This is a genomic window from Paraburkholderia sp. RL17-373-BIF-A (genome assembly GCF_046030175.1).
Lineage (GTDB): Bacteria > Pseudomonadota > Gammaproteobacteria > Burkholderiales > Burkholderiaceae > Paraburkholderia.
This window is the reverse complement of sequence record NZ_JARESO010000023.1, coordinates 111,553-134,611: the sequence shown is the minus strand read 5'-3', so window position 1 is coordinate 134,611 and position 23,059 is coordinate 111,553. Positions and strand designations below refer to the sequence as shown.

Genomic DNA, 23,059 nt, shown 5'->3' with positions numbered 1-23,059 from the left:
ACCAGCAAAGCGGGCCAGGCAGTCGCGGCCTTTGCGGCTTCGGCCAAAGAGGGCGAGGAAAGTCCGGACTCCACAGGGCAGGGTGATGGCTAACGGCCATCCGTGGCAACACGCGGAACAGGGCAACAGAAAGCAAACCGCCGATGGCCCGGCGCAAGCCGGGATCAGGTAAGGGTGAAACGGTGCGGTAAGAGCGCACCGCGGCTGCTGCGAGGCAGACCGGCACGGTAACCTCCACCCGGAGCAATTCCAAGTAGGCAGGCTAGCATCTTCGAGATGCAGGACGGGGCCCCTGTCACGTCTGCGGGTAGGAAGCTTGAGCGCGTCAGCAATGGCGCGCCTAGAGGAATGGCTGCCACGCGCGTCGCGTCTTCGGACGTTGCGCGTGCACAGAATCCGGCTTATCGGCTTGCTTTGCCACCCAACAAAAAATGCCGGCGTCCAGATGGACGCCGGCATTTTCTTTTTGTGCGTGACGCGCGCGCTGTGGGGCGCTCGGGCTCGCGCCGCAGCACGCGCAAGGCCGCGTTCAGCCCGCGACGATGTCGAACGAGTGCGTCAGCTCAGCCGTCTTGGCGATCATGATCGACGCCGAGCAGTATTTGTCGTGTGACAGGTTGATCGCGCGTTCCACGGTGGCCGGGTTCAGATTCTTGCCCGTCACGGTGAAGTGAAAGTGGATCTTGGTGAACACTTTCGGATCTTCGCTGGCGCGTTCGGCCTTCAGCGTCACCGAGCAATCGCTGATTTCCTGACGGCTTTTCTTCAGGATCATCACGACGTCGTAGGCGGTGCAGCCGCCCGTGCCGAGCAAAACCATTTCCATCGGACGCGGCGCGAGGTTGCGGCCGCCGCCTTCAGGCGCGCCGTCCATTGCCACCAGATGGCCGCTGCCCGTCTCGGCTGCGAACGCCATCCCGTCTTGCCCCATCCAGCTCACTTTGCATTCCATGCTGTGCTCCACCGCGCTTTGCCATATCGAGACGGCATTGTAGCCCGGTGTTTGAGTGTCCGCCCGAGGCGACTTTTGCCGCAAGTTATGCGTGATGTCGGCTTGCGTGTTGCGCTGCGGCATGTTCAGCCGATTCGGGAATGCCCTGACAGATTTAGGGGTTTTACTCTAGATGATGTCTTGGCGTGCTGCCGTTCCTGCAAGCTTTAGCCATTGATTAAAAAGGATATTTTACATTTCAAGGTCGATAAGTGCGGTTGCCACATTATGAAATCGCATTTCGCAATGCAAATGTTCTTGCGTCGCACAAGGTGGACTCATATAATCCGTTTTGTCTCCTCCACCTCCTCCTTTGGTGGATTAAACCCGAACCGCTCGTTCGGGTTTTTTTTCGCCCGCGCTCCGTCGGCGCCCGGCCGATTCACGTGCGAAAGACCGCCAGATCACGCTCCCGACTGCCGGATTGCCGCGAAATCTCGCGCAGCTCCCGTACGTTTTGACTTGCCGTAGCAAATTCCTTTATAATTCAGGGCTTTTCCGCATCCGCGCCCGCGGAGGAAGAACCAGGGAGAGCCTGCACGCGCCTCGATGCGCACACTACAAGCAGGAAAAAACACATTGGGCGCAGCAATTTTTTTGGATCGATCATGAAGACGTTTTCCGCAAAAGCCCATGAGGTTACGCGTGAATGGTACGTGATTGACGCGACGGATAAGGTTCTCGGGCGTGTCGCCAGCGAAGTGGCACACCGTCTTCGCGGCAAGCACAAGCCTGAATTCACTCCGCACGTCGACACCGGTGATTTCATCATCGTTATCAACGCCGGCAAGCTGAAGGTCACGGGCAACAAGGCTACTGACAAGAAGTACTATCGCCACTCGGGCTACCCGGGCGGTATCTATGAAACGACGTTCGGCAAGATGCAAGAACGCTTCCCGGGCCGTGCGCTCGAGAAAGCGGTCAAGGGCATGCTGCCGAAGGGCCCGCTCGGCTACGCGATGATCAAGAAGCTGAAGGTCTACGCTGAAGCAACGCATCCGCATTCGGCGCAACAGCCGAAAGCGCTCGAGATCTAAGGGGAGCCCACATGATCGGTAACTGGAATTACGGCACGGGCCGCCGCAAGAGCGCCGTCGCACGCGTCTTCATCAAGGCAGGCAAGGGCGATATCGTTGTGAACGGTAAGCCTATCGCCGATTACTTCTCGCGCGAAACGTCGCTGATGATCGTGCGTCAGCCGCTGGAACTCACGAACCACGGCGTCACGTTCGACATCAAAGTCAACGTGACGGGTGGCGGTGAAACGGGTCAAGCCGGTGCGGTTCGCCACGGCATCACCCGCGCGCTGATGGACTACGACGCAACGCTGAAGCCGGAACTGTCGAAGGCTGGCTTCGTTACGCGTGACGCTCGTGAAGTCGAACGTAAGAAGGTCGGCTTCCACAAGGCACGTCGCAGGAAGCAATTCTCGAAGCGTTAATCGCTTCGGGTGCGAGCCGGCTTTCGGGCCGGAGCGCTGCAAAAGCCGCCAACGCTTTCGCGAAGGCGGCTTTTTTCATGGGTTCGCGCCTCGGTGCGGTTCAGTGTTGCCGCAACGAACTCGTCGTCAAAGCGGCGAGATATCCCGCTCAGCCGGGCTGGTGGCGGCAGAACGCGCCGTCCATCGATTTTCAGGAAGAACCCATTGATTTTGTGGGCTTCAGCACGATATCGAGATCAGCCCTACAATAGCGGTTAGAAGCTTTTTGGAGAGTTCGAATGAACGCAGTCACCGATACACCCGTGACCGAGATGCCCGCCCCCTTCGTTTTTACCGACGCAGCGGCTGACAAGGTCAAGCAACTGATCGAAGAAGAAGGCAATGCGGACCTCAAACTGCGCGTTTTCGTGCAGGGCGGCGGCTGCTCGGGCTTTCAGTACGGTTTTACCTTCGACGAAGCCGTCAACGAAGACGACACCGTCATGAACAAGAGCGGCGTCCAGCTGCTGATTGATTCGATGAGCTACCAGTATCTGGTGGGCGCTGAGATCGATTACAAGGACGACATCAACGGCGCGCAGTTCGTCATCAAGAACCCGAATGCTACGACCACCTGTGGTTGCGGCTCGTCGTTCTCGGTGTGATGGCCGGTTGAGCGAAAGCATGTGAGAAACGGGGCTTCGGCCCCGTTTTTTATTGCCTGCGCCTTGGATCTCCCAAGGTGATCAGCGTGGATAGATCGCCCCGAGTACGCGCTCGGCCGACGCGCCCGTGACCGCGGGCAGATTGCCCGGCAGACGCGCCACGCAGCGCATTGCAAGCCAAGCGAACGCCAGCGGCTCGACCTGGCTCGGCGGCACGCCGAGCGCATCGGTCGTCATCACGGGAACGCCGCTGACGCCGCTGTCCTCCAGTGCCTGCTGCAGCGCCTTCAGGATCTCCGGATTACGCGCGCCGCCGCCGCAGACATAGACCGCTCTCGCATCCGACGCGTGCCGCTCGATTTCGCGCGCGACTGTCACTGCGGTGAGCGCAACCAGCGTCGCTTGCACGTCGGCGGGGTCGAGCCCGGCGAACGGCTGTAGCTTCGCATCGAGCCATTCCGCATTGAACAGGTCGCGGCCAGTGCTCTTCGGCGGCTGTTGGGCGAAAAAGGGCTCGTCGAGCAAGGCGTTCAGCAGCGTGCGATCCACCTGGCCGCCCGCCGCGAAATGGCCGTTCTCGTCGAAGGGTTTGCCGAGATGGCGCTGCGCCCATTCGTCGAGGAGCGCGTTGGCCGGCCCGCAGTCGAAGCCGCGCACGCTGCCGGTCGCGTTCAGGATCGTGATATTGCTGATCCCGCCGAGATTGCAGACCACCCGCGTTTCGTTCTTCGCGCCGAACACCGTGGCGTGAAAAGCCGGCACGAGCGGTGCGCCCTGGCCGCCGGCCGCGACGTCGCGGCTGCGGAAATCGGCGATTACGTCGATATGCATCATTTCCGCGAGCAGCGCCGGGTTGTTGATCTGCCGCGTATAACCCTTTTCCGGCCGATGTCGCACCGTCTGCCCATGCACGCCGATCGCACGCACTTCAGCGGCGGGCACGCGGCTGCCGTGCAGCAGTTCGTGGCAGCACACCGCGTAACGCGTGGCGAGCGCGTTGGCGGCCAGCGCCTCGCGCTCGATCTCGTTGTCGCCCGGTTGCTGGAGCGCGAACAATGCGTCGCGCAGGCCCGCGGCAAAGCCGACAAACGCCTCGGCCAGCACTACCGGTGGCTTCCCTTGCGCGAACTTGACGGCCACGCCATCCACGCCGTCCATGCTGGTGCCGGACATTAATCCAAAGTAGACGCCGTCTGCGGGGTCTTGCGCCACGTTGCTGCTCCTCTCGATGGTTCGTTGCGATCCGTTGTAGCAGATTATCGGGCGAAGCGCGGTCGAATATAAAGCGTCGCGACGCCGGCGGCGGGCCGCCGAACGCGGAAAATCGCGCGTCGGCGGGGCGCTTGCGGCTGCGTCAGTGGGCGCGGCGGCGCGCATCTATGGGACAATCTCCTTTTTTCGCGACTTCACGTTTCCAGCATGAGCACCGAGTCCACTAAGCCCAGCCCCGCCTTCCCGATCACCGACGAAGTCCGTCACGCCCTCGCGGTCACCAAACGCGGTGTCGACGAACTGCTGATCGAAGACGAATTCGCGCAAAAACTCGCGAGGAGCGCGGCGACTGGCAAGCCGCTGCGCATCAAGCTCGGGCTCGATCCGACCGCGCCGGATATCCACATCGGCCATACGGTCGTGTTGAACAAGATGCGCCAGTTGCAGGATCTCGGCCATACGGTGATTTTCCTGATCGGCGATTTCACCTCGCTGATCGGCGATCCGTCGGGCCGTAACGCCACCCGGCCACCACTCACGCGCGAACAGATCGAATCGAACGCGAAGACGTATTTCGAGCAGGCCGCGCTCGTGCTCGATCGCGACAAGACCGAGATCCGCTACAACAGCGAATGGTCGATGCCGCTCGGCGCCGACGGTATGATCAAGCTCGCGTCGCGCTACACGGTGGCGCGGATTCTCGAGCGCGAAGATTTCACCAAGCGTTTTCAAGGTGGCGTGCCGATCTCGATTCACGAGTTCCTGTACCCGCTGATGCAGGGCTACGACTCGGTCGCGCTGAACGCGGACCTCGAACTCGGCGGTACGGACCAGAAGTTCAACCTGCTGGTGGGCCGCGAGCTGCAGAAGCAATACGGCCAGGAACAGCAGTGCATTTTGACGATGCCGCTGCTCGAAGGGCTGGACGGCGTCGAGAAGATGTCGAAGTCGAAGAACAACTACATCGGCATCAGCGAAAAGCCGACCGACATGTTCGGCAAACTGATGAGCATTTCCGACGTGCTGATGTGGCGTTACTTCGAACTGCTGTCGTTCCGTCCGATGGACGAAATCGCCGGCTTCAAGAAGGAAATCGAAGCGGGCCGCAATCCGCGCGATTTCAAGGTGATGCTCGGCCAGGAAATCGTCGCGCGCTTCCACTCGCAAGCTGATGCCGAGCGCGCGCTGGATGACTTCAACCATCGCGCAAAGGGCGGCGTGCCGGACGATATTCCGGTCGTGACGCTTGCGGGCGCGCCGCTCGCGATCGGCCAGTTGCTCAAGCAGGCTAACCTCGTGCCGTCGACCAGCGAAGCGCTGCGCAACATCGAGCAGGGTGGCGTGAAGATCGATGGCGCGACCGTGTCCGACAAGGGCCTGAAAGTCGAAGCCGGCGAATATGTCGTGCAGGTCGGCAAGCGCCGTTTTGCGCGCGTCACGTTGACGGCCTGATGCGCCGCACGTCGCAACCGGAGTCGCGCCGATGATCGCGCTGATCCAGCGCGTGCGGCGCGCGGAAGTGCGCGTGGCGGACCGCGTAACCGGCGCGATCGAAGCTGGCCTGCTCGCGCTCGTCTGCGCCGAACGCGGCGACACGGATGCGGCCGCCGACCGGTTGCTCGCCAAGGTGCTCGGCTATCGCGTCTTCAGCGATGCCGCCGGCAAGATGAATCTCTCCGTGCAAAATCTCGACGGCGCCAGCCGCGCGGGCGGTTTGCTGCTCGTGTCGCAGTTCACGCTGGCCGCGGACACCAACAGCGGCCTGCGTCCGAGCTTTACGCCGGCCGCGCCGCCCGATGAAGGCAAGCGCCTCTTCGATTACTTCGTCGCGGCCGCGCGGGCGAAGCATCCGATCGTCGAGACCGGCGAATTCGGCGCGGACATGCAGGTGTCGCTCGTCAACGACGGGCCGGTCACGTTCTGGCTGCAAACGAACGCCTGATTTTTGTCCTTCCATGCGCGCCGTGGTGCGCGCATCCATCCTCCAGCCGCTTTTGCGACAATAACGGCTCGGCATAACCGGCTAATGGCGCCCACTTTCATTCCATGACGACGCAGATTCTGTTCATCCGACACGGCGAGACCGACTGGAACCGCATCAAGCGCATTCAAGGTCACATCGACATTCCGCTCGCCACGACAGGGCTGGCTCAGGCGCAGCGCCTTGCGCGCCGCATGGCCGACGAGGCGAAGCAGGGCGCACGGCTCGACGCGATCTATTCGAGCGATCTGCAACGCGCGCAGCAAACCGCCCAGCCGATCGCCGATGCGCTCGGCTTGCCGCTGCAGTTGCGCGAAGGCCTGCGCGAGCGTTCCTACGGAGCGTTCCAGGGCCACGACAGCGACGAGATCGCCCTGCGTTTCCCCGATGAATACGCGCACTGGCAAACGCGTGACGCGGGCTTCGCGCCGCCGGAGGGCGAGTCGCAACGCACGCTCTACCATCGCGTGCTGCACGCGATCGAACCGCTGGTCGCCGCGCATCCCGGTGGACGGATTGCCTGCGTCGCGCACGGCGGCGTGCTTGATTGCGTGCGACGTTTTGCCTGTGGCTTGCCGCTCGATGCGCCGCGTGACTATCCGCTGCTGAACACGAGCGTGAACACGGTGAATTTCGACAATGGCAAGGCGACGATCGTGTCGTGGGCGGATGTTTCGCATCTCGATGCGCCGAGTGCGGATGATAGTTTCAAGAAGGTGCCGGAGCCGGGGCGTTGATTGGCGCGAGCCGACTACGGGCGTGAACACGCTAGATGCCGATAGTGGCAAAGCGACGTTCGTATTGTGGGCGAACGTCTCGCACCTCGATGCGGCGGGTGCCGGCGACAGTTTCAAGACGGTGCCGGAACCGGGGCGTTGGTTGACGCGGACCGATAGTGCGGCGCGAGTTTGAGCGGTTGACTCGGACCCTTCGCCCGCGTTCCGCGCATTCGCGCCGCCGACGTTTGGCGTGACAGTTTGTGTACGAGCCCTGAGCGGTTCGCGTACCTGACGACTGACGCGGCGATTTGCACGCATACTCGCGCGGCTCGAATAACTGACGTTTGATTGGGCGGCTTGCGCGCGTACGAGCGCCGTCGCTCGCGTTACTCCGGCTCGCGTACACCTGCAGCCACACGGCGCCGGGCCCGTTTCGACACACCATTCACCAGCGCCCAACGAATGACAGGCGCCACCAACCGCACACCCGGCCTCGCCATCGCACGGCGAAGCGCCGCGTAGCGCTGAAATCCCAACATCGCCTGTGCCCAATCGGGCAGCAGATCGACACCTGCGTTGAACATCAACACGCCGGCCGGTCGCATCGAAACGCTCGGGGCGGGCGCTGTCATCAGAACCCTCACGACTTCGCGCGTGCGTTCGCTGGCCACAAGCCCGGGCTTCATCGCGAGCAGGTAAGCGTCGATCTCGGCTCGCGAGCGCGGAATGTCCGACGCGCCGAGCATCTCGGCAATGCGCGCGGTCTCCGCGAAATACTGATCCTGCGCGGCAACGGGCAGCGACGGATTCACATAGCGCAAGTGCGCGGTCATGAAGCTCGACACTTCGGCGACATGCACCCACGTCAACAGCGCGGGTTCGCTTGCGCGATAGGGCTGGCCGTCAGGCGCGACGCCGCTGACACCGAGATGAATGCGCTTCACACGTTCGACCAGCGCTAGCGCGTCGTGCCGGCTGCCGTACGTCGTGCCCGCGATGAAAGTCGCGGTGCGGCGCAGGCGGCCGAGAATGTCGGTGCGAAACGTCGAATGGTCCCACACGCCGGCGAGCGCCAGCGGATGCAACGCTTGCAGCAATAGCGCGCTGATGCCGCCCGTCATCATCGACGTGAAATCGGCGTGGACTTTCCAGCACACCGAGTCCGGCCCGAACAGGCCGGGGTCGCCCGGAGGCGACAAGTAGTCGAGCGTGGGACCGCTGCCGCTTGTCAGATGCGTAACCCCGGCGGCCAGCTTCGAGCGAAGCCTGTGGGTGAGAAGCTGCGAGAGACTGCTGGAAGAGTTGGGTTGCCTGGTTTGGTCGGACATCCTGATTCGGTCTCGCGCTGTGTGTATCGGCTCAGGTTGCGGCCGTATCCCACAGACCGGGCAGGCCGCTCGACGAGTCGGGCGCGGCGAGGCCGAAATGCCGGTACGTCAGCATCGTGGCGACGCGGCCGCGTGGCGTGCGTTGCAGGAAGCCTTGCTGGATCAAATAAGGCTCGAGCACGTCTTCAATCGTGTCGCGTTCTTCGCCGATCGCCGCGGCCAGATTGTCGACGCCGACCGGGCCGCCGTCGAACTTGTGCAGGATCGCCTCGAGCAGTTTGCGGTCCATCAGGTCGAAGCCGACCGCATCCACGTCGAGCATCTTGAGCGCGGCGTCGGCCACTTGCGCGGTGATGTTGCCGTCGGCCTTCACTTCGGCGAAGTCGCGCACGCGCCGCAGCAAGCGGTTCGCGATCCGCGGCGTGCCGCGCGCGCGCTTGGCGATCTCGAACGCGCCGTCCGGATGGATCTGCGCATGGAGCAGCGACGCCGAACGCGTGACGATGCGCGCCAGTTCCTCGGCGTTATAAAACTCGAGCCGCGCCACAATGCCGAAGCGGTCGCGCAACGGGTTGGTCAGCATGCCCGCGCGCGTGGTCGCGCCCACCAGCGTGAACGGTTGCAGGTCCAGCTTCACGCTACGCGCGGCCGGACCTTCGCCGATCATGATGTCGATCTGATAATCCTCCAACGCCGGGTACAGAATTTCTTCGACGACCGGCGAGAGCCGGTGAATTTCGTCGATGAACAGCACGTCGTTGGCTTCGAGATTGGTGAGCAGCGCGGCGAGGTCGCCGGCGCGCTCGAGCACCGGCCCCGACGTTTGCCGCAGATTGACACCCATTTCCCGCGCGATGATGTGCGCGAGCGTGGTTTTGCCGAGGCCTGGCGGCCCGAACAGCAAGACATGGTCGAGCGATTCGGAACGGCGCTTGGCGGCCTCGATAAAGATTTCCAGCTGGCCGCGCACTTTTTCCTGCCCGACATATTCTTCGAGCTGGCGCGGACGCAACGCGCGCTCGAACGCTTCTTCGTTCGGCGAGACGGGCGTGGCCGCGATGATGCGCTCGGCGGCGAGTTTGTCGGTTTCGATCATGCGTTCATTGTACCGCGAGCCGCCCGCCGCGAAACTCGGCCGAATGGCCAGGGTGCGCGGCTCGCAGCCGTGTGCGAAGCTTCAGCCATCGCATGCACGTCGAAACGAGGGACGAGCGTCAGCCCTTGGACAGCGCCTTCAACGCGAGCTTGATGCCCTCGGAAACGCCGGTTCCCGCCGGCACGTTTTTGACGGCGGCCAACGCTTCCTTTTCGGAGTAACCCAATGCGAGCAGTGCGTTCAGGATGTCGGAGGCGTGGTCGGATGCCGACGCCGCGCCCGCCATCGCGCCCAGATCGGCGCCGATCTTGCCCTTCAATTCGAGGAGCAGGCGCTCCGCCGTCTTCTTGCCGATGCCCGGCACGCGCGTCAGACGCGCCGCGTCCTGCATCGTGACGGTCTGCGCGAGTTCGTGCACGCTCATGCCCGACAGCACCGCCAACGCCATGCGCGCACCGATGCCGGAAATTTTCAGCAGTTCGCGGAACGTCGAGCGTTCGTCGGCGGTGCCGAATCCGTATAGCAGGTGCGCGTCTTCACGCACGATCATCTGCGTGAGCAACACGACGCGTTCGCCGGTGGAGGGCAGGTTGTAGAACGTGCTCATCGGCACATCGACTTCGTAACCGACGCCGTTGCAGTCGACGAGCAGATGCGGCGGGTTTTTTTCCAGCAGAACGCCGGCAATGCGACCGATCATGGCGAATTCAATCCTGAGAGAAAGGGCGAGTGTAGCGCAGCAAATGAGTGACGAGTGGCCCGCGAGTTACGCGTAATCGCGGTTGACCCGCGCGAGGCTGCCCCATAGACTGAGATCCCTTTTGGCGGGTTCTCATCCCACTCACCCAGAAGGAGCTTTCATGCTGAGCCTCACCACTCTCGCGCTGTTTGCCGGCGCGTGTCTCGCGTTGACCGCCACGCCCGGCCCCGACATGTTGCTGATTGCCTCGCGCAGTGTGAGCCAGGGGCGTTCCGCGGGCTTTGCGTCGCTGGCGGGCATTCTGGTCGGCACGTATTGTCATGCGTTGGCCGCGGCGTTCGGGTTGTCGCAACTCTTTCTGGCCGTGCCCATGGCATACGATGCGGTGCGTTTCGCTGGCGCCGCGTATCTGCTCTATCTCGCCTGGAAAACATTCCGCGCGCAGGGCACGGTGCTCGCGCCGAATGCGTCGATGAGCCGTTATCCGGTTGGCCGCATTTTCCGCCAGGGCCTCTTCACCAATCTGCTGAATCCGAAAGTCGCGCTGTTCGTGCTCGCGCTGTTTCCGCAATTCGTGCGGCCCGAAGTCGGGTCGGTCGCCTTCCAGATCATGGTGCTGGCCACCGTGCTGAACCTGATCGGCTTCTGCGTGAATGGCGCGGTGATCCTGATGGCGAGCAAGCTGAGCCGCAAGCTATCGGCGGGGCAGCGGCCGTCGCGGCTGCCGCAGTATCTGCTGGGGACGGTGTTCGCGGGATTGGCCTGCCGGCTTGCGCTTGCTGGTCGAAATTGATCGGGGCGGCTGCGCCGTTGCGTACCAGCTTGCGTGAGCCGTGAGCCGTGAGCCACGAACCACGAACCACGAACCACGAACCACGAACCACGAACCACGAACCACGAACCACGAGTCGCGAGCCATGAGGCATGACACGCACGCGCGGCACAAAGGCGGCCAACGGGCCGCGTTTGCCACGCTATCCGACCAACCGTCCTCGCCTCACGCGTAGCCCCTTCTTCGCCAGCGAAGGCGCGATGCCGCCCAACGTACTCAGCGTCGTGCCGCCGTGCGCGTGGCAGATCGCCATGCCGAGCGCGTCGGCGGCGTCGGTGCTGGGTACGCCGGAGAGATTGAGCAGGCGCACCACCATCTGCTGCATCTGCTCCTTGGTTGCGCGACCGTAACCCACCACGGCCTGCTTCAATTGCAGGGCCGTATATTCGGCGACCGGCACGCCGCCCGCGACCAGTCCGCAAATTGCCGCCCCGCGTGCCTGGCCGAGCAGCAAGGTGGATTGTGGGTTGACGTTGACGAACACTTTTTCAATCGCCGACTGATCCGGCGAATGCTGGCGGATCAATGTGGAGATGCCTTCGAAGATGGTGCCGAGGCGCGACGGCAGATCGGCGTCGGCGGTCTTGATGACGCCGCTCGCGACATAGCTGAGCGTGTGACCGCTTTGGTCGATCACGCCGAAGCCGGTCACACGCAGGCCGGGGTCGATGCCGAGAATTCTCATGAGGTGCCGCAAATGCGGTAAAAACCAGGTGCTTGCGATACTACAACACACGCGCCGCGTGGCGGTCGGCGCGCAGCGCTGTCGGCGGAATAAAAACTGCTGCGTGTGCTGCAAGGAGGCAAGCACACATGGAGCGCTATCGGAATCTCAGCGGCGACTCAGGCGTCGAGGCTTATGAAATCGGCGACGATTTTGTCGCGGTCCGCTTCAGGCACGGCGTGGTGTATTGGTACACCGAGGCGAGCGTCGGCGCACGGCATGTCGCCGCGCTCAAGCGTCTTGCGCGACGCGGGCAGGGACTCAGTACTTATATCAGCCAGCACGCGGACGTGAGCGGTGGCTACGCGAGAAAGGAACCGGACGACTGAGCGGCGCGAAAAGCGTGGCGTGGGCACGGCACAACCGGCACAAGCTGCACAACTGGCACGAACGGCACGAACGGCACACGCGGAACAAGCGCGACACCAAAGAAAACGGCCCGACGGAAAATTCCGCCGGGCCGTTTCTGTAAAGCTCAAATCTCACCAGCAGCCCGGTTTCACCAGGAAACAGACGCCGCTATTGAAACCCAAACCCCAACTCAATGCCGGAAGTGCCGCACCCCAGTCAGCACCATCGCGATATTGTGCTCATCCGCCGCGCTGACCACTTCATCATCGCGCATCGAACCGCCCGGCTGAATCACGCAGGTCGCGCCTGCCGCCACCACCACGTCGAGGCCGTCGCGGAACGGGAAGAACGCATCCGACGCCACCGCCGAACCGGCCAGCGTCAAACCGGCGTTCTGCGCCTTGATGCTGGCGATGCGCGCCGAGTCCACGCGACTCATCTGACCCGCGCCTACGCCGAGCGTCATGCCGTTGCCGCAGAACACGATGGCGTTCGACTTCACGTACTTCGCCACGCGCCACGCGAACAGCAGATCGTTCATTTCCTTCGGCGTCGGATGACGCTTCGTGACCACGCGCAATTCGCGCGGCTGCACGTTCTTCGAGTCGAGCGACTGCACCAGCAGGCCGCCGCCCACGCGCTTCAGATCAAACGCGTTGTGGCCTTCGCCCAGCGCGATTTCCAGCAGACGCACATTCTGCTTCGCCGCGAACACCTTGCGCGCTTCGGCGCTGAACGACGGCGCGATCAGCACTTCAACGAACTGCTTGGCCACGGCTTGCGCCGCTGCTTCGTCCACTTCGCGGTTGAACGCGATGATGCCGCCGAACGCCGAGGTCGGGTCGGTCTGGAACGCCTTCGCGTACGCTTCGTTGGCGTCCGCCCCGACTGCCACGCCGCACGGATTCGCGTGCTTGACGATCACGCAGGCCGGCACGTCGAAGGTTTTCACGCATTCCCACGCCGCATCGGAATCCGCGATGTTGTTGTACGACAGTTCCTTGCCTTGCAACTGGTGGTAGTTCGCCAGTGCGCCGGCCGGCACGCTCAGATCGCGGTAGAACGCGGCGCTCTGATGCGGGTTTTCGCCGTAGCGCAGGTCCTGCACCTTGTCGAACGCCAGGTTGAACGTCGCTGGATAAGCGTTGCGCGACGCGTGCTGCAGTTCGTCGGTCAGGCTTGTCAGGTAGTTCGTGATCGCGCCGTCGTATTGCGCGGTGTGGGCGAACACCTTGGTGGCGAGGCGGAAGTTCGTCTTGTACGACACGGCATTGCTGTGCGCGCGCATCTCGTCGAGCACGACCGCGTAGTCGGCCGGATCGACCACCACCGTCACGTCGCGATGATTCTTCGCGGCCGAACGCAGCATGGTCGGCCCGCCGATGTCGATGTTCTCGATCGCGTCTTCCAGCGAGCATTCTTCCTTCGACACGGTCTGCACGAACGGGTACAGATTCACGACCAGCAGATCGATGGTCGGAATGTCGTGCTTTTCAAGCGCCGCCATATGTTCCGGCAGGTCGCGGCGCGCGAGGATGCCGCCGTGCACCTTCGGATGCAGCGTTTTCACGCGCCCGTCCAGCATTTCCGGGAAGCCCGTGTAATCGGCGACTTCGGTGACGGAGAGACCCGCGTCCGCGAGCAGTTTCGCGGTGCCGCCGGTCGACAGGATCTTGACGCCGAGGTCCGACAGCGACTTGGCGAAGTCGACGATGCCGGACTTGTCGGAAACGGAGATGAGCGCTTGCTTGATCATGATGAAGACGAAAAGCCGAAGGGAAACGTGGCAGGGCGCGAGAAACTACAACGAATTACAACGGGCTACAGCAAACCGTGCTGTTGCAGCTTCTTGCGCAGCGTATTGCGGTTGATGCCGAGATACTCGGCGGCCAGCGACTGATTGCCGCCGGCCTGCTCGAGCACCACTTCGAGCAGAGGTTTTTCTACGCAGGAAATCACCATGTCGTAGACGTCGTGCGGATTGGAGCCGTCGAGATCCTGGAAATACATCCCCAGGCTGTCGCGGACAGATTGTTCGATATTGTTCTTGCTCATGCTGCTAGTCGGTCGGTATGGTCCGGCTCGCCGTTATTGTTGAGCGTTTCGTCGACGTAGACGAGGCGGTCGGAGATCGCCTTTTGTGCGTCGAAGAACTCGTTGACGGCGAGGAGTTGTTCGCGCGTGGTGTCCAGCGTATTCATGCGATGCCGGAACACGTTGGCGCCAGAAAGGCCGCGAGTGTACCAGCCGATGTGCTTACGCGCAGTGCGGACACCCGTAAATTCGCCGTAGAAAGCGTAGTGGTCTTCCAGATGCTCGTTCATCACCTGCTGGATTTCGTCGATGCGCGGCGGCGGCAGCAACTCGCCCGTTTGCAGGAAATGCTCGATCTCGCGGAACAGCCACGGGCGCCCCTGCGCCGCGCGGCCGATCATGATGGCGTCGGCGCCGGTGGCGGCCAACACCTCGCGTGCTTTTTGCGGCGACGTAATGTCGCCGTTGGCGACCACCGGAATGCGCACCGCCGCTTTCACCGCGGCGATGGTCTCGTATTCGGCGTCGCCGTGATACAGGTCGGCGCGCGTGCGGCCGTGCACGGTCAGCATCGAAATGCCGGCCGATTCGGCCAGACGCGCGACGTTCAGCGCATTCTTGTTCTCGCGATCCCAGCCCGTGCGGATCTTCAGCGTGACGGGCACCGCGTCGGGCCCGACGCCGACCGCGCCCACCACCGCCTCGACGATGCGCTGCACCAGCGGCTCGTTCTGCAACAGGGCTGAACCCGCCGCCACGTTGCACACCTTCTTGGCCGGGCAGCCCATGTTGATGTCGATGATCTGCGCGCCGTTCGCCACGTTGTAGCGGGCCGCTTCGGCCATCATGGCCGGATCGGCGCCGGCGATCTGCACGGCGATCGGCTCGACCTCGCCCGCGTGATTGGCGCGGCGCATGGTCTTCTCGCTTTTCCACAACTGCGCGTTCGAGGCGACCATTTCCGACACCGCATAGCCCGCGCCCAGCCGTTTGCACAGTTGCCGGAACGGCCGGTCGGTCACGCCGGCCATGGGCGCGACGAACAGGTTATTACGCAGATTGTGGGAGCCGAGAGTAGGCATAACGTGAGACGCGGTGGACGCGCGCGCGGCCGATTGGTCAATTTATGTCAATCGGAGCGTTGGCGAAATGCGAGAGAAAACCGCTATTTTAGCGTTAACGGATAGCCGGCACCCGACATGTGCCTGTCGTAACCCATTAAATCTTCTATGAAAGTGCGCCGATTCATAGAACCGGCGCTGCTCGCGAGGCACCTTTCGCGTGAGGCAAAAAGTCCGTGCGGCGCGAGCGGGCGGCGCGCCTAGCGGCGCTGTCCGAACATCATTTGCCGTGCCAGCGCGGTTTTCACGGGCGGCAGGAATTCGAGCGCGGTGAGGGCGAGGCCGCGCATGACCGCGAGCGGCGCGAAGTCGATGGTGAAAAGGCGCGCGAGCGTGTCGGTGGCGCCGATCGTCATGCGCCGGTCGAGCGCGCGGCGTTGCGCGAAAGTGGCTAGCGCGAGCGGGGTCGGACCTTCCGCCGACAAGGCATCGGCGAGCGCGTGGGCGTCGCGCAGACCCAGGTTCAGGCCCTGACCCGCCACCGGATGCAACGTCTGCGCCGCGTTGCCGATCGCGACGACGTGGCCATTCACCAGCGTTTCCACGGCGTTCAGTCCCAACGGGAACGACGCGCGTCCCTTGATGTGCGTAAAGCGGCCCATGCGGTCGCCGAACGCGGCGCCGAGTTCGCGCAGGAAGTCTTCGTCGGAAAGTTGCGCGCGGCGCGCAGCTTCCTCGGGCGCGCAGCACCAGACCAGCGCGTAGTCGGCGCCGCGCACGCCGCCCATCGGCAGCAATGCGATCGGGCCTTGCGACGTGAAGCGCTCCCACGCCACGTGCGGTTGCGGTGCGGATACAGTCACCGTGCCGACGAGTGCGGTCTGTCCATAGTCGCGCGTGCCGGTTTCGGCGACGCCGCTGCCAGCACGCCGTGCGGCGTCGCCGTCCCGGCCGGCTTGCCGATCAGCGCTTTTCGCCGCGCTGTCGGCGGCTTGACTGTGGGCATCGTCGGCGCCGTGGCCGGCTTGCCTGTCCGCACTCGTGCTGGCGCCTTTGACGGCGCGTTTGCCCGCCACTCGACCTGACGACTTCTGATCACCGAACAAACCGCCTTCGGCATTCACCAGAATGCGTGTGCGCAACTGACGCGTGACGCCCGCGGTTTCGATCGGCAGCGTGACGCCGTCGAGTTCCTGCGTCGGCGCCGCGGCGGAGGTGGAGCGGAACCAGTGCACCGAAGTCGCGTGCACCGCCTCGGCGAGGCCATGCACGATCGAGCCGTAGCGCAGCACGTAGCCGAGCGCCGGCAATCCGTGCTCGCCGTGATCGATCAGCGTGCGGCCGAAGTGGCCGCGCTGCGAGACGTGAATGCGGTGGATCGCGGTGGCGTCGGCAGGCCAGCGCAGCGGTTCCAGGATCATCCGGCTGCCGTGCGACACGGCGATGGCGCGCGGATCGGCGATCGAATCTTCCGGCTCGCGCGCGTCGACGAGCGCGATCTTCAGCGCCCGCGTCGCGCTGCGGCGCGCCAGCCAGCCGGCCAGCGCCAGCCCGACCGGACCGGCGCCGACGATCGTCACGTCGAAATCGAAGGGTTGGCCGGCCTTGGCGGGCTTCAGGATCACCGTCGACTGGGAAACGTCGTTCATTACGTGTTACTTCCTTGCGAGTTACTTCGCTGCTTCGTGGGCCGCGCGGGCTTCCTGCATCAGCGCCTCGATCTCGTCGGCGGCGACCGGCACGTCGCGCGTCATCAGTTCGCAACCGGTCGGCGTGACAATCGCGTCGTCCTCGATGCGGATGCCGATGTTCCAGTAGCGCTCGGGCACGCCTTCGGTCGGCCGGATATACAGGCCGGGCTCGATGGTCAGCGTCATCGACGCCTGCAGCGTGCGCCACGGCAGCGCGCCCGCTTCGTCGCGCGGCGCGCCGCGTTCGCGGTAGTCGCCGACGTCGTGCACGTCCATGCCGAGCCAGTGGCCCGTGCGGTGCATATAGAAGGGCGCGTAGGCGCGCTCGGCGATTACGTCGTCGACCGAGGCGAACTTTGCGCGCTCGATGATGCCGGTGTCGAGCAAGCCCTGCGACAGCACGCGCACGGCGGCCTGGTGCGGGTCGTCGAAGGTGGCGCCGGCGCGGGTGGCGTCGATCGCGGCCTGCTGCGCGGCCAGCACGATGTCGTACAGCTCGCGCTGCGCCGGCGTGAAGCGGCCGCTCGCGGGGAAGGTGCGGGTGATGTCGGAGGCGTAGCCGTCGAGTTCGCAGGCCGCGTCGATCAGGATCAGGTCGCCGTCCTGAGCAATCGCGTTGCCGGCCGGGTAGTGCAGCACGCAGGCGTTCGCGCCGGCCGCGACGATCGACGTGTAAGCCGGCGCCTGCGCGCCGAACTTGCGGAATGTGTAGAGCAGTTCGGCTTCGAGTTCGTACTCGCGCACGCCCGGACGGCAAGCGGCCATGGCGCGGCGATGCGCCTGGGCGGAAATCTGCCCGGCCCGGCGCATGATGGCGAGTTCGTGATCGTCCTTGATGAGCCGCATCTCGTCGAGCAACGGGATGAGATCGCACGCGGCCGCGGGCGCGGCGACACCGCCGCGGCTTTGCGCCCGCACCGCGTCGAGCCAGCCGCGCACCCGTTCGTCCAGTTGCGCCGAGGCGCCGAGCGCGTAATGCAGCGACGGCTTGTCGGCGAGCAAACGCGGCAGTTGCGTGTCGATTTCGCCGATGGCGAACGCGGCGTCGAACCCGAAGGCCGCGCGCGCGCCGTCCGGGCCGAAGCGGAAACCTTCCCACGTCTCGCGCTCGACGTTTTTCTCGCGGCAGAACAGCACCGAAGCCGGCTCGCCGGGCGCGGCGCTGGCGTCGAGCACCAGGAGTGCTTCAGGCTCGGTGAAACCGGTCAGGTAGTAAAAGTAGCTGTCGTGCCGGTAGGGATAGTCCGCGTCCCGGTTGCGCAACGCCTCCGGCGCGGTGGGGACGATGGCGACGCCGCCACCCGCTGCCCGCAGCGCGGCGAGTACGCGCTCACGGCGCGTGCGGTAGACGTCGATGGCGATGGTGGGTTCGGTCAGCTGGTTCATCGTGAGATTGTAGCGCCCATGCGCGGAGTTATTTTGCGCGGGATACTGGCGAAAGTGGCGGCAGACACGCGCGCGGCGCTGTTGCAATCCGTCCACAGCGAGTCCCCGTGCGGCTCGCGAAGCGTCGGCGTGACGCTTCTGAGCGCTCGTGAACGGCGCCAAGCACTTATACTTTCGCCGGATTCAGGAAAAGGCAGACGGTAATGATGAAACTCATCGGTTCGCTCGCCAGTCCCTTCGTGCGTAAAGCGCGGATCGTGCTGGCCGACAAGAAGATCGACTACGAACTGGTGCCCGAGAATGTCTGGGCGCCGGACACCCGCATTCACACCTTCAATCCGCTCGGCAAAGTGCCGTGCCTCGTAATGGAAGATGGCGAAGCGGTGTTCGACTCGCGGGTGATCTGTGAATACGTGGATACGCTGTCGCCGGTCGGCAAGCTGATTCCGCAGTCGGGACGCGAGCGTGTCGAGGTGCGCTGCTGGGAAGCGCTCGCCGACGGCGTGCTGGACGCGGCGGTGCTGATTCGCCTCGAAGGCACGCAGCGCGCGCCGGAGCAACGCGTGGACGCCTGGGTCGCGCGTCAGCAGCGCAAGATCGACGAAGCCCTGATCGCAATGGCACAGGGATTGGGCAGCAAGCCGTGGTGCGCGGGCAATCACTACACGCTCGCGGATATCGCGATGGGTTGCGCATTGGGTTATCTGGATTTCCGCATGCCGGAATTGAACTGGCGCGAACCGTATCCGAATCTGGACAAACATTTCCAGAAGCTCTCACTGCGTCAGTCGTTCATCGATACGATGCCGGCCGACTGAATAAGCGGCTAATTGGCCGCGAGGTGATGATGTTTTGAATAGCGTGGTCAGTAATATCGGGCAGTTTGCAAAATTGTGTCATTAAAGCTTCCAGAAACATGAATTAAAGCTTACGTTGTGGTAAAAATGCGCCTGCCCGTCAGGCGCATTTTTTTTGTCTGTCGCGTGGCGCAAATGTGTTCATGCAGGTTTATGCAATTTACATATCCGGCTTCTTTTGCCGACGGTATGAAACCGTTGCGAACGGGTGGTGCATTAAAAGCGCGCCGCTGAATTAATAACATCGCAGAGAGACTTCCACATGAAATCGTACCGCTTTGCCATTGCCGCTTCCGCCTGTGCTTTATTTGCGGCATGCTCGAATGTCAGCAACGTCGATCCGTCGGCGTTGATCAAGTCCGGCCAGATGGCTACTCAGGCTGCCACGCTGAGCGACGCCGACGTGCGCGCCCTGACCGACAAGTCGTGCGCGCAGCTGGACAGTGAAAACAAGATTGCCGCCGCGAACAGCAAGTACCAGAAGCGCCTGAACAAGATCGCCGCGCAACTGGGCGACAACATCAACGGCACGCCGGTGAATTACAAGGTGTACATGACCAAGGACGTCAACGCCTGGGCCATGGCCAACGGCTGCGTGCGCGTCTACAGCGGTCTGATGGACATGATGAACGACAACGAAGTGCGCGGCGTGGTCGGTCATGAAATGGGCCACGTGGCGCTCGGCCACACGAAGAAGGCGATGCAGGTCGCGTATGCGACTTCGGCGGCGCGTTCGGTGGCGTCGTCAGCGGGTGGCGTGGCGGGCGCGCTGTCCGGTTCGCAGCTCGGTGATTTTTCGGAGAAGCTGATTAACGCGCAATTCTCGCAAACGCAGGAAAGCGCAGCCGACGATTATTCGTTCGACGTGCAGAAAAAGAAGAATCTCGATCCGTCGGGATTGGTGACGGCATTCAACAAGCTCTCGGCATTGGACGGTGGTAAATCGAGCATGTTGAGTTCGCATCCGGCGTCGCCGGCGCGTGCGCAGCATATTCAGCAGCGTATTGCTTCGAACCAGTAAAGTTTGATAGGTACTAAAACGCGCGCTCGCGGTAATCCGCGGCGCGCGGTTTTTATTGCGGCGTTTTTTGTTGACTCGATTCACGCGCGCCGCTTTTCATATTGGCGACGCGCGATCGAGGCGGTTTAATCGCGGCTTATCGCTTGCCGTTGCGGCGCCGCGTAATGCCGGGGCCGAACGCAAAGCCGAACGCCAGCAGCAGCAAGGAAACCGCCAGCACGGTGTTATTGCCGCTCGTGATGTAAGGCGTCCTGCCCGCGGTGCCTTGCACGGTGACGTCGAGCGAGCCGATCGTGTACGGAGTGAGGCGTCCGAGCACCTTGCCGTTCGCATCGATCGCGGCCGTCATGCCGGTGTTGGTCGCGCGCAGCATCGGACGGCCGGTTTCCAGCGAACGCATGCGCGCGATCTGCAGATGCTGGTCGAGCGCAATCGTGTCGCCGAACCAGGCCAGATTGGTCGAATTGATCAGCACGCCGGCCGGCGTATCGCTTTCGCGGATGGTCCGCGCAATCTCTTCGCCGAAAATGTCCTCGTAGCAGATGTCCACGGCGACCGGCTGGTTATGCACGATGAACGGCTTCTGCACCGGCGCGCCACGGAAGAAATCGCCGAGCGGAATGCTCATCAGGTTGACGAACCAGCGGAAGCCCCACGGCACGAATTCGCCGAACGGCACGAGATGGTGTTTGTCGTAGCGGTACACATCGCGCGTGCCGGGCGTGACGCCGAACAGGCTGTTCGTATAGTCGATCACCTGGCCTTCCGGCGTGATGGTGCCCCCGATCGCGCCGAACAGGATCGCGGTGCCCGTCGAGTCCGAGAAGTTGCGCACCGCCGAGGCGAAGGGCGCCGGCAATTGCTGCGCAAGCACCGGTATGGCGGTTTCCGGCGTGACGATCAGATCGGCCGGCTTCGAGGTGATCATTTGCTGATACTGATCGATCGCGGCGCGCATGCCGGATTCCTCGAACTTCATTTCCTGTTTGACGTTCCCTTGCAGCAGGCGCACGGTCAGCGGCGCGTTGGCCGGCACGGTCCATTGCACGAGCGGCAGCAGCAGGCCGGCTGCGACCAGCGCCAGCGCGATTGCGCCCGGCACGACGACGCGCGCCACGCCGGGTTTCGCGCCGTTGCCGTTGCGGCTGGCATCGGCGCTCTGGTCCGGTTTGCGCGAGGACAGCAACGCTAGCACCGCTTGCACAATTAGCGCGGCCACCAGCGCCAACATCCAGCCGACGCCGTACACGCCTGCCACCGGCGCAAAACCGGCGAACGGGCCGTCCACTTGAGCGTAACCGCTCGCGAGCCACGGGAAGCCCGTGAACACCGTGCCGCGCAACCATTCGCCGATCGCCCACGCGCTCGCGAACGCCAGCGCGCCATGCCAGGTCGGCGAAAACGGCGTGTCGTCGGCGGCGGCGCCGTTGCGCGCGTGACCCGCGCAGAACGACCAGACGCCCGCCGCCAGCGCCGGATAAACCGCCAGATACAGCGAGAACAGCACGACGGCCGCGGCGGCGAGCGGCGCGGCCATGCCGCCGTAGAAATGCATGCTGACGTAGAGCCACCATACGCCGGTCACAAAGTTGCCAAAGCCGAACGCGCCGCCTGTCAGCGCCGCGCTTTTCCAGCCGGTGGTGCGCGTGAGCCAAGCGAAGAAGAACGCGAAGATCGCGAGTTCGAGCCAGCCGCCGTGCGGCGTCGGCGCGAACGAGAGCGTATTGGCCGCGCCCGCGGCCAGCGCGACGAGATAGTGCCAGCGAGGCAGCGTGCGGCTGCGGGTTTGCTCGGCGGTAGAAGCGTTCACGCCGCGGCGCGAACGGGAAGTCATCGGGTCGGCCATTGTTGCGCGGTCGGCGTGAGAGGTTGAAAAGCGGGTTGAAAAGCGAGTTGAAGAAGCGAAGAAAGAACCGGCCGGGACCGGCTCAGGTCTGCACGTGCTGCGCTTCGCGCTCGCGCTGGCCGGCGAGCGGATCGCGGCGCACCAGCAGCATGTGAATCTGGCGGGCGTCGCCGCGCAGAATCTCGAAGATCAGATCGTCGAGGCGGACTTTTTCGCCACGATGCGGCACCCGTCCGAAGTGATGCGTGACGAGTCCGCCGATCGTGTCGACTTCATCGTCCGAGTAGTGGGTGCCGAAGGCCTCGTTGAACTGTTCGATTTCGGTCAGCGCGCGCACGCGGAAGCGTCCGTCGGGCGAGGCGATGATGTTGCCGCTTTCCTCGTCGAAATCGTATTCGTCTTCAATGTCGCCGACGATCTGTTCCAGCACGTCTTCGATCGTGATCAGGCCGGCCACGCCGCCGTATTCGTCGACCACCACCGCGAGGTGATTGCGATTCACACGGAAGTCGTGCAGCAACACGTTCAGGCGCTTCGATTCGGGGATGAACACGGCGGGGCGCAGCATGCCGCGCACGTCGAACTCTTCTTCGGCGTAGTAGCGCAGCAGATCTTTGGCCAGCAGCACGCCGATGATGTTGTCGCGGTTGCCCTCGTAGACCGGATAGCGCGAGTGCGCTTTTTCCAGCACGTAGGGGATGAATTCGGCAGGATTGTCGGCGATGTTGATCGCGTCCATTTGCGCACGCGGCACCATGATGTCGCGCGCGCTCAATTCGGACACCTGGAATACGCCTTCGATCATCGACAGCGAGTCGGCGTCGATCAGGTTGCGCTCGTGCGCGTCCTGCAGTATTTCCAGAAGTTCGGCGCGCGAGTCGGGCTCAGGCGAGATGAAATCGGTCAGACGCTCGAGGAGTGAGCGTTTTTCCTGCGGTTTGTCGGTTTGGCGTCGACTGGGATACGTGTCGTTCATGGTAGTGCGCCCGGCAAGACTGGGCGCGCTGTTGCAGAGCATTAAGGATACACCAGGCACATGGCAGGACCGTGTCCCGCCCGGCTGGGCGATGAGTGAAGCTGGGGTGAAGCGGCTCCGCCGTGAGGGCGGGCGTAGGTCAATCCTAACTGATTACGCGCGGAAAAG

23 protein-coding genes and 1 other RNA gene are annotated in these 23,059 nt (G+C 63.5%); 11 read left to right on the top strand and 13 right to left on the bottom strand.

The window, feature by feature from the left end; all coding sequences use genetic code 11:
- The first annotated feature begins 6 nt into the window (after positions 1-6).
- Positions 7-420: RNase P RNA component class A (gene rnpB / locus P0D80_RS26805), an RNA gene on the top strand.
- A gap of 109 nt (positions 421-529) precedes the next feature.
- On the opposite strand, the gene P0D80_RS26800 is transcribed toward rnpB, so the two are convergent.
- Positions 530-952 (bottom strand): OsmC family protein, encoded by a 423-nt coding sequence (locus tag P0D80_RS26800; protein WP_064268831.1) that lies wholly within the window; start codon positions 950-952, stop codon positions 530-532.
- Between the two features lie 647 nt (positions 953-1,599).
- Here P0D80_RS26800 and rplM point away from each other — a divergent pair.
- The 3 genes from rplM to erpA all read left to right on the top strand — a co-directional run bounded on the left by rplM (position 1,600) and on the right by erpA (position 3,076).
- The gene (rplM, locus tag P0D80_RS26795) at positions 1,600-2,028 is read left to right on the top strand and encodes a 50S ribosomal protein L13 (RefSeq protein WP_020069304.1); all 429 of its coding nucleotides are present in this window, start codon (positions 1,600-1,602) and stop codon (positions 2,026-2,028) included.
- Positions 2,029-2,039: 11 nt separating this feature from the next.
- Positions 2,040-2,432, top strand: a complete 393-nt coding sequence (gene rpsI, locus P0D80_RS26790) for a 30S ribosomal protein S9 (protein WP_011489810.1) — start codon at positions 2,040-2,042, stop codon at positions 2,430-2,432.
- 278 nt (positions 2,433-2,710) lie between these two features.
- Positions 2,711-3,076 carry an iron-sulfur cluster insertion protein ErpA gene (erpA, locus tag P0D80_RS26785; protein ID WP_007180424.1) on the top strand — a complete coding sequence of 122 codons (366 nt, stop codon included), beginning with the start codon at positions 2,711-2,713 and terminating at the stop codon, positions 3,074-3,076.
- Positions 3,077-3,157: 81 nt separating this feature from the next.
- Here erpA and P0D80_RS26780 read toward each other — a convergent pair whose 3' ends face one another.
- Positions 3,158-4,288, bottom strand: coding sequence for an anhydro-N-acetylmuramic acid kinase (locus P0D80_RS26780; protein WP_408287810.1), 1,131 nt, complete (start codon positions 4,286-4,288; stop codon positions 3,158-3,160).
- A 207-nt stretch (positions 4,289-4,495) separates the two neighbouring features.
- Here P0D80_RS26780 and tyrS point away from each other — a divergent pair, with 207 nt between their 5' ends.
- The 3 genes from tyrS (at position 4,496) to P0D80_RS26765 (ending at position 7,006) form a co-directional block, all read left to right on the top strand.
- Positions 4,496-5,740, top strand: a complete 1,245-nt coding sequence (gene tyrS, locus P0D80_RS26775) for a tyrosine--tRNA ligase (protein WP_408287807.1) — start codon at positions 4,496-4,498, stop codon at positions 5,738-5,740.
- Between the two features lie 31 nt (positions 5,741-5,771).
- Complete coding sequence (gene dtd / locus P0D80_RS26770) at positions 5,772-6,230, top strand: D-aminoacyl-tRNA deacylase (protein ID WP_408287804.1); 459 nt, start codon at positions 5,772-5,774, stop codon at positions 6,228-6,230.
- 104 nt (positions 6,231-6,334) lie between these two features.
- Positions 6,335-7,006 (top strand): histidine phosphatase family protein, encoded by a 672-nt coding sequence (locus P0D80_RS26765; protein WP_408287801.1) that lies wholly within the window; start codon positions 6,335-6,337, stop codon positions 7,004-7,006.
- 368 nt (positions 7,007-7,374) lie between these two features.
- On the opposite strand, the gene P0D80_RS26760 is transcribed toward P0D80_RS26765, so the two are convergent.
- From P0D80_RS26760 to ruvA, 3 genes are all read right to left on the bottom strand, one after another.
- Positions 7,375-8,316: an oxygenase MpaB family protein gene (locus tag P0D80_RS26760; protein ID WP_408287798.1), complete on the bottom strand. Its 942-nt coding sequence runs from the start codon at positions 8,314-8,316 to the stop codon at positions 7,375-7,377.
- A 31-nt stretch (positions 8,317-8,347) separates the two neighbouring features.
- On the bottom strand, positions 8,348-9,412 hold the full coding sequence (gene ruvB / locus P0D80_RS26755) for a Holliday junction branch migration DNA helicase RuvB (RefSeq protein WP_408287795.1): 1,065 nt from the start codon (positions 9,410-9,412) through the stop codon (positions 8,348-8,350).
- 118 nt (positions 9,413-9,530) lie between these two features.
- Complete coding sequence (gene ruvA / locus P0D80_RS26750; RefSeq protein WP_408287790.1) at positions 9,531-10,112, bottom strand: Holliday junction branch migration protein RuvA; 582 nt, start codon at positions 10,110-10,112, stop codon at positions 9,531-9,533.
- A 160-nt stretch (positions 10,113-10,272) separates the two neighbouring features.
- Between ruvA and P0D80_RS26745 the strand changes: the two genes are divergently transcribed.
- The gene (locus P0D80_RS26745) at positions 10,273-10,905 is read left to right on the top strand and encodes a LysE family translocator (RefSeq protein ID WP_408287785.1); all 633 of its coding nucleotides are present in this window, start codon (positions 10,273-10,275) and stop codon (positions 10,903-10,905) included.
- A gap of 181 nt (positions 10,906-11,086) precedes the next feature.
- Here the strand turns inward: P0D80_RS26745 and ruvC are convergent, their stop codons facing one another.
- A complete protein-coding gene (gene ruvC / locus P0D80_RS26740; protein WP_132373137.1) occupies positions 11,087-11,629 on the bottom strand; it encodes a crossover junction endodeoxyribonuclease RuvC in 543 nt (180 codons plus the stop codon).
- 128 nt (positions 11,630-11,757) lie between these two features.
- Between ruvC and P0D80_RS26735 the strand changes: the two genes are divergently transcribed.
- On the top strand, positions 11,758-11,997 hold the full coding sequence (locus tag P0D80_RS26735; protein ID WP_132373139.1) for a hypothetical protein: 240 nt from the start codon (positions 11,758-11,760) through the stop codon (positions 11,995-11,997).
- Positions 11,998-12,209: 212 nt separating this feature from the next.
- Here the strand turns inward: P0D80_RS26735 and purH are convergent, their stop codons facing one another.
- The 5 genes from purH to P0D80_RS26710 all read right to left on the bottom strand — a co-directional run bounded on the left by purH (position 12,210) and on the right by P0D80_RS26710 (position 18,191).
- Complete coding sequence (gene purH / locus P0D80_RS26730; protein WP_408287780.1) at positions 12,210-13,775, bottom strand: bifunctional phosphoribosylaminoimidazolecarboxamide formyltransferase/IMP cyclohydrolase; 1,566 nt, start codon at positions 13,773-13,775, stop codon at positions 12,210-12,212.
- 65 nt (positions 13,776-13,840) lie between these two features.
- Positions 13,841-14,074, bottom strand: a complete 234-nt coding sequence (locus P0D80_RS26725; RefSeq protein ID WP_007180440.1) for a Fis family transcriptional regulator — start codon at positions 14,072-14,074, stop codon at positions 13,841-13,843.
- Positions 14,071-15,135, bottom strand: a complete 1,065-nt coding sequence (dusB, locus tag P0D80_RS26720) for a tRNA dihydrouridine synthase DusB (RefSeq protein ID WP_408181117.1) — start codon at positions 15,133-15,135, stop codon at positions 14,071-14,073. Before dusB ends, P0D80_RS26725 begins: the two co-directional genes overlap by 4 nt.
- A 239-nt stretch (positions 15,136-15,374) precedes the next feature.
- On the bottom strand, positions 15,375-16,763 hold the full coding sequence (locus P0D80_RS26715; RefSeq protein ID WP_408287777.1) for a UbiH/UbiF/VisC/COQ6 family ubiquinone biosynthesis hydroxylase: 1,389 nt from the start codon (positions 16,761-16,763) through the stop codon (positions 15,375-15,377).
- A gap of 21 nt (positions 16,764-16,784) precedes the next feature.
- On the bottom strand, positions 16,785-18,191 hold the full coding sequence (locus tag P0D80_RS26710) for an aminopeptidase P N-terminal domain-containing protein (RefSeq protein ID WP_408287774.1): 1,407 nt from the start codon (positions 18,189-18,191) through the stop codon (positions 16,785-16,787).
- Positions 18,192-18,394: 203 nt separating this feature from the next.
- On the opposite strand from P0D80_RS26710, the gene P0D80_RS26705 reads away from it, so the two are divergent.
- Entirely contained in the window at positions 18,395-19,009 is a 615-nt protein-coding gene (locus P0D80_RS26705; protein WP_132373149.1) for a glutathione S-transferase C-terminal domain-containing protein, read from the top strand.
- 301 nt (positions 19,010-19,310) lie between these two features.
- Complete coding sequence (loiP, locus tag P0D80_RS26700) at positions 19,311-20,069, top strand: metalloprotease LoiP (protein WP_408287769.1); 759 nt, start codon at positions 19,311-19,313, stop codon at positions 20,067-20,069.
- A 136-nt stretch (positions 20,070-20,205) separates the two neighbouring features.
- Here loiP and lnt read toward each other — a convergent pair whose 3' ends face one another.
- Together lnt and P0D80_RS26690 are read right to left on the bottom strand one after the other, a co-directional pair.
- Positions 20,206-21,915 (bottom strand): apolipoprotein N-acyltransferase, encoded by a 1,710-nt coding sequence (gene lnt / locus P0D80_RS26695; protein ID WP_408287766.1) that lies wholly within the window; start codon positions 21,913-21,915, stop codon positions 20,206-20,208.
- An 82-nt stretch (positions 21,916-21,997) separates the two neighbouring features.
- On the bottom strand, positions 21,998-22,891 hold the full coding sequence (locus tag P0D80_RS26690; protein ID WP_091799238.1) for a CorC family transporter: 894 nt from the start codon (positions 22,889-22,891) through the stop codon (positions 21,998-22,000).
- Positions 22,892-23,059 lie beyond the last annotated feature (168 nt).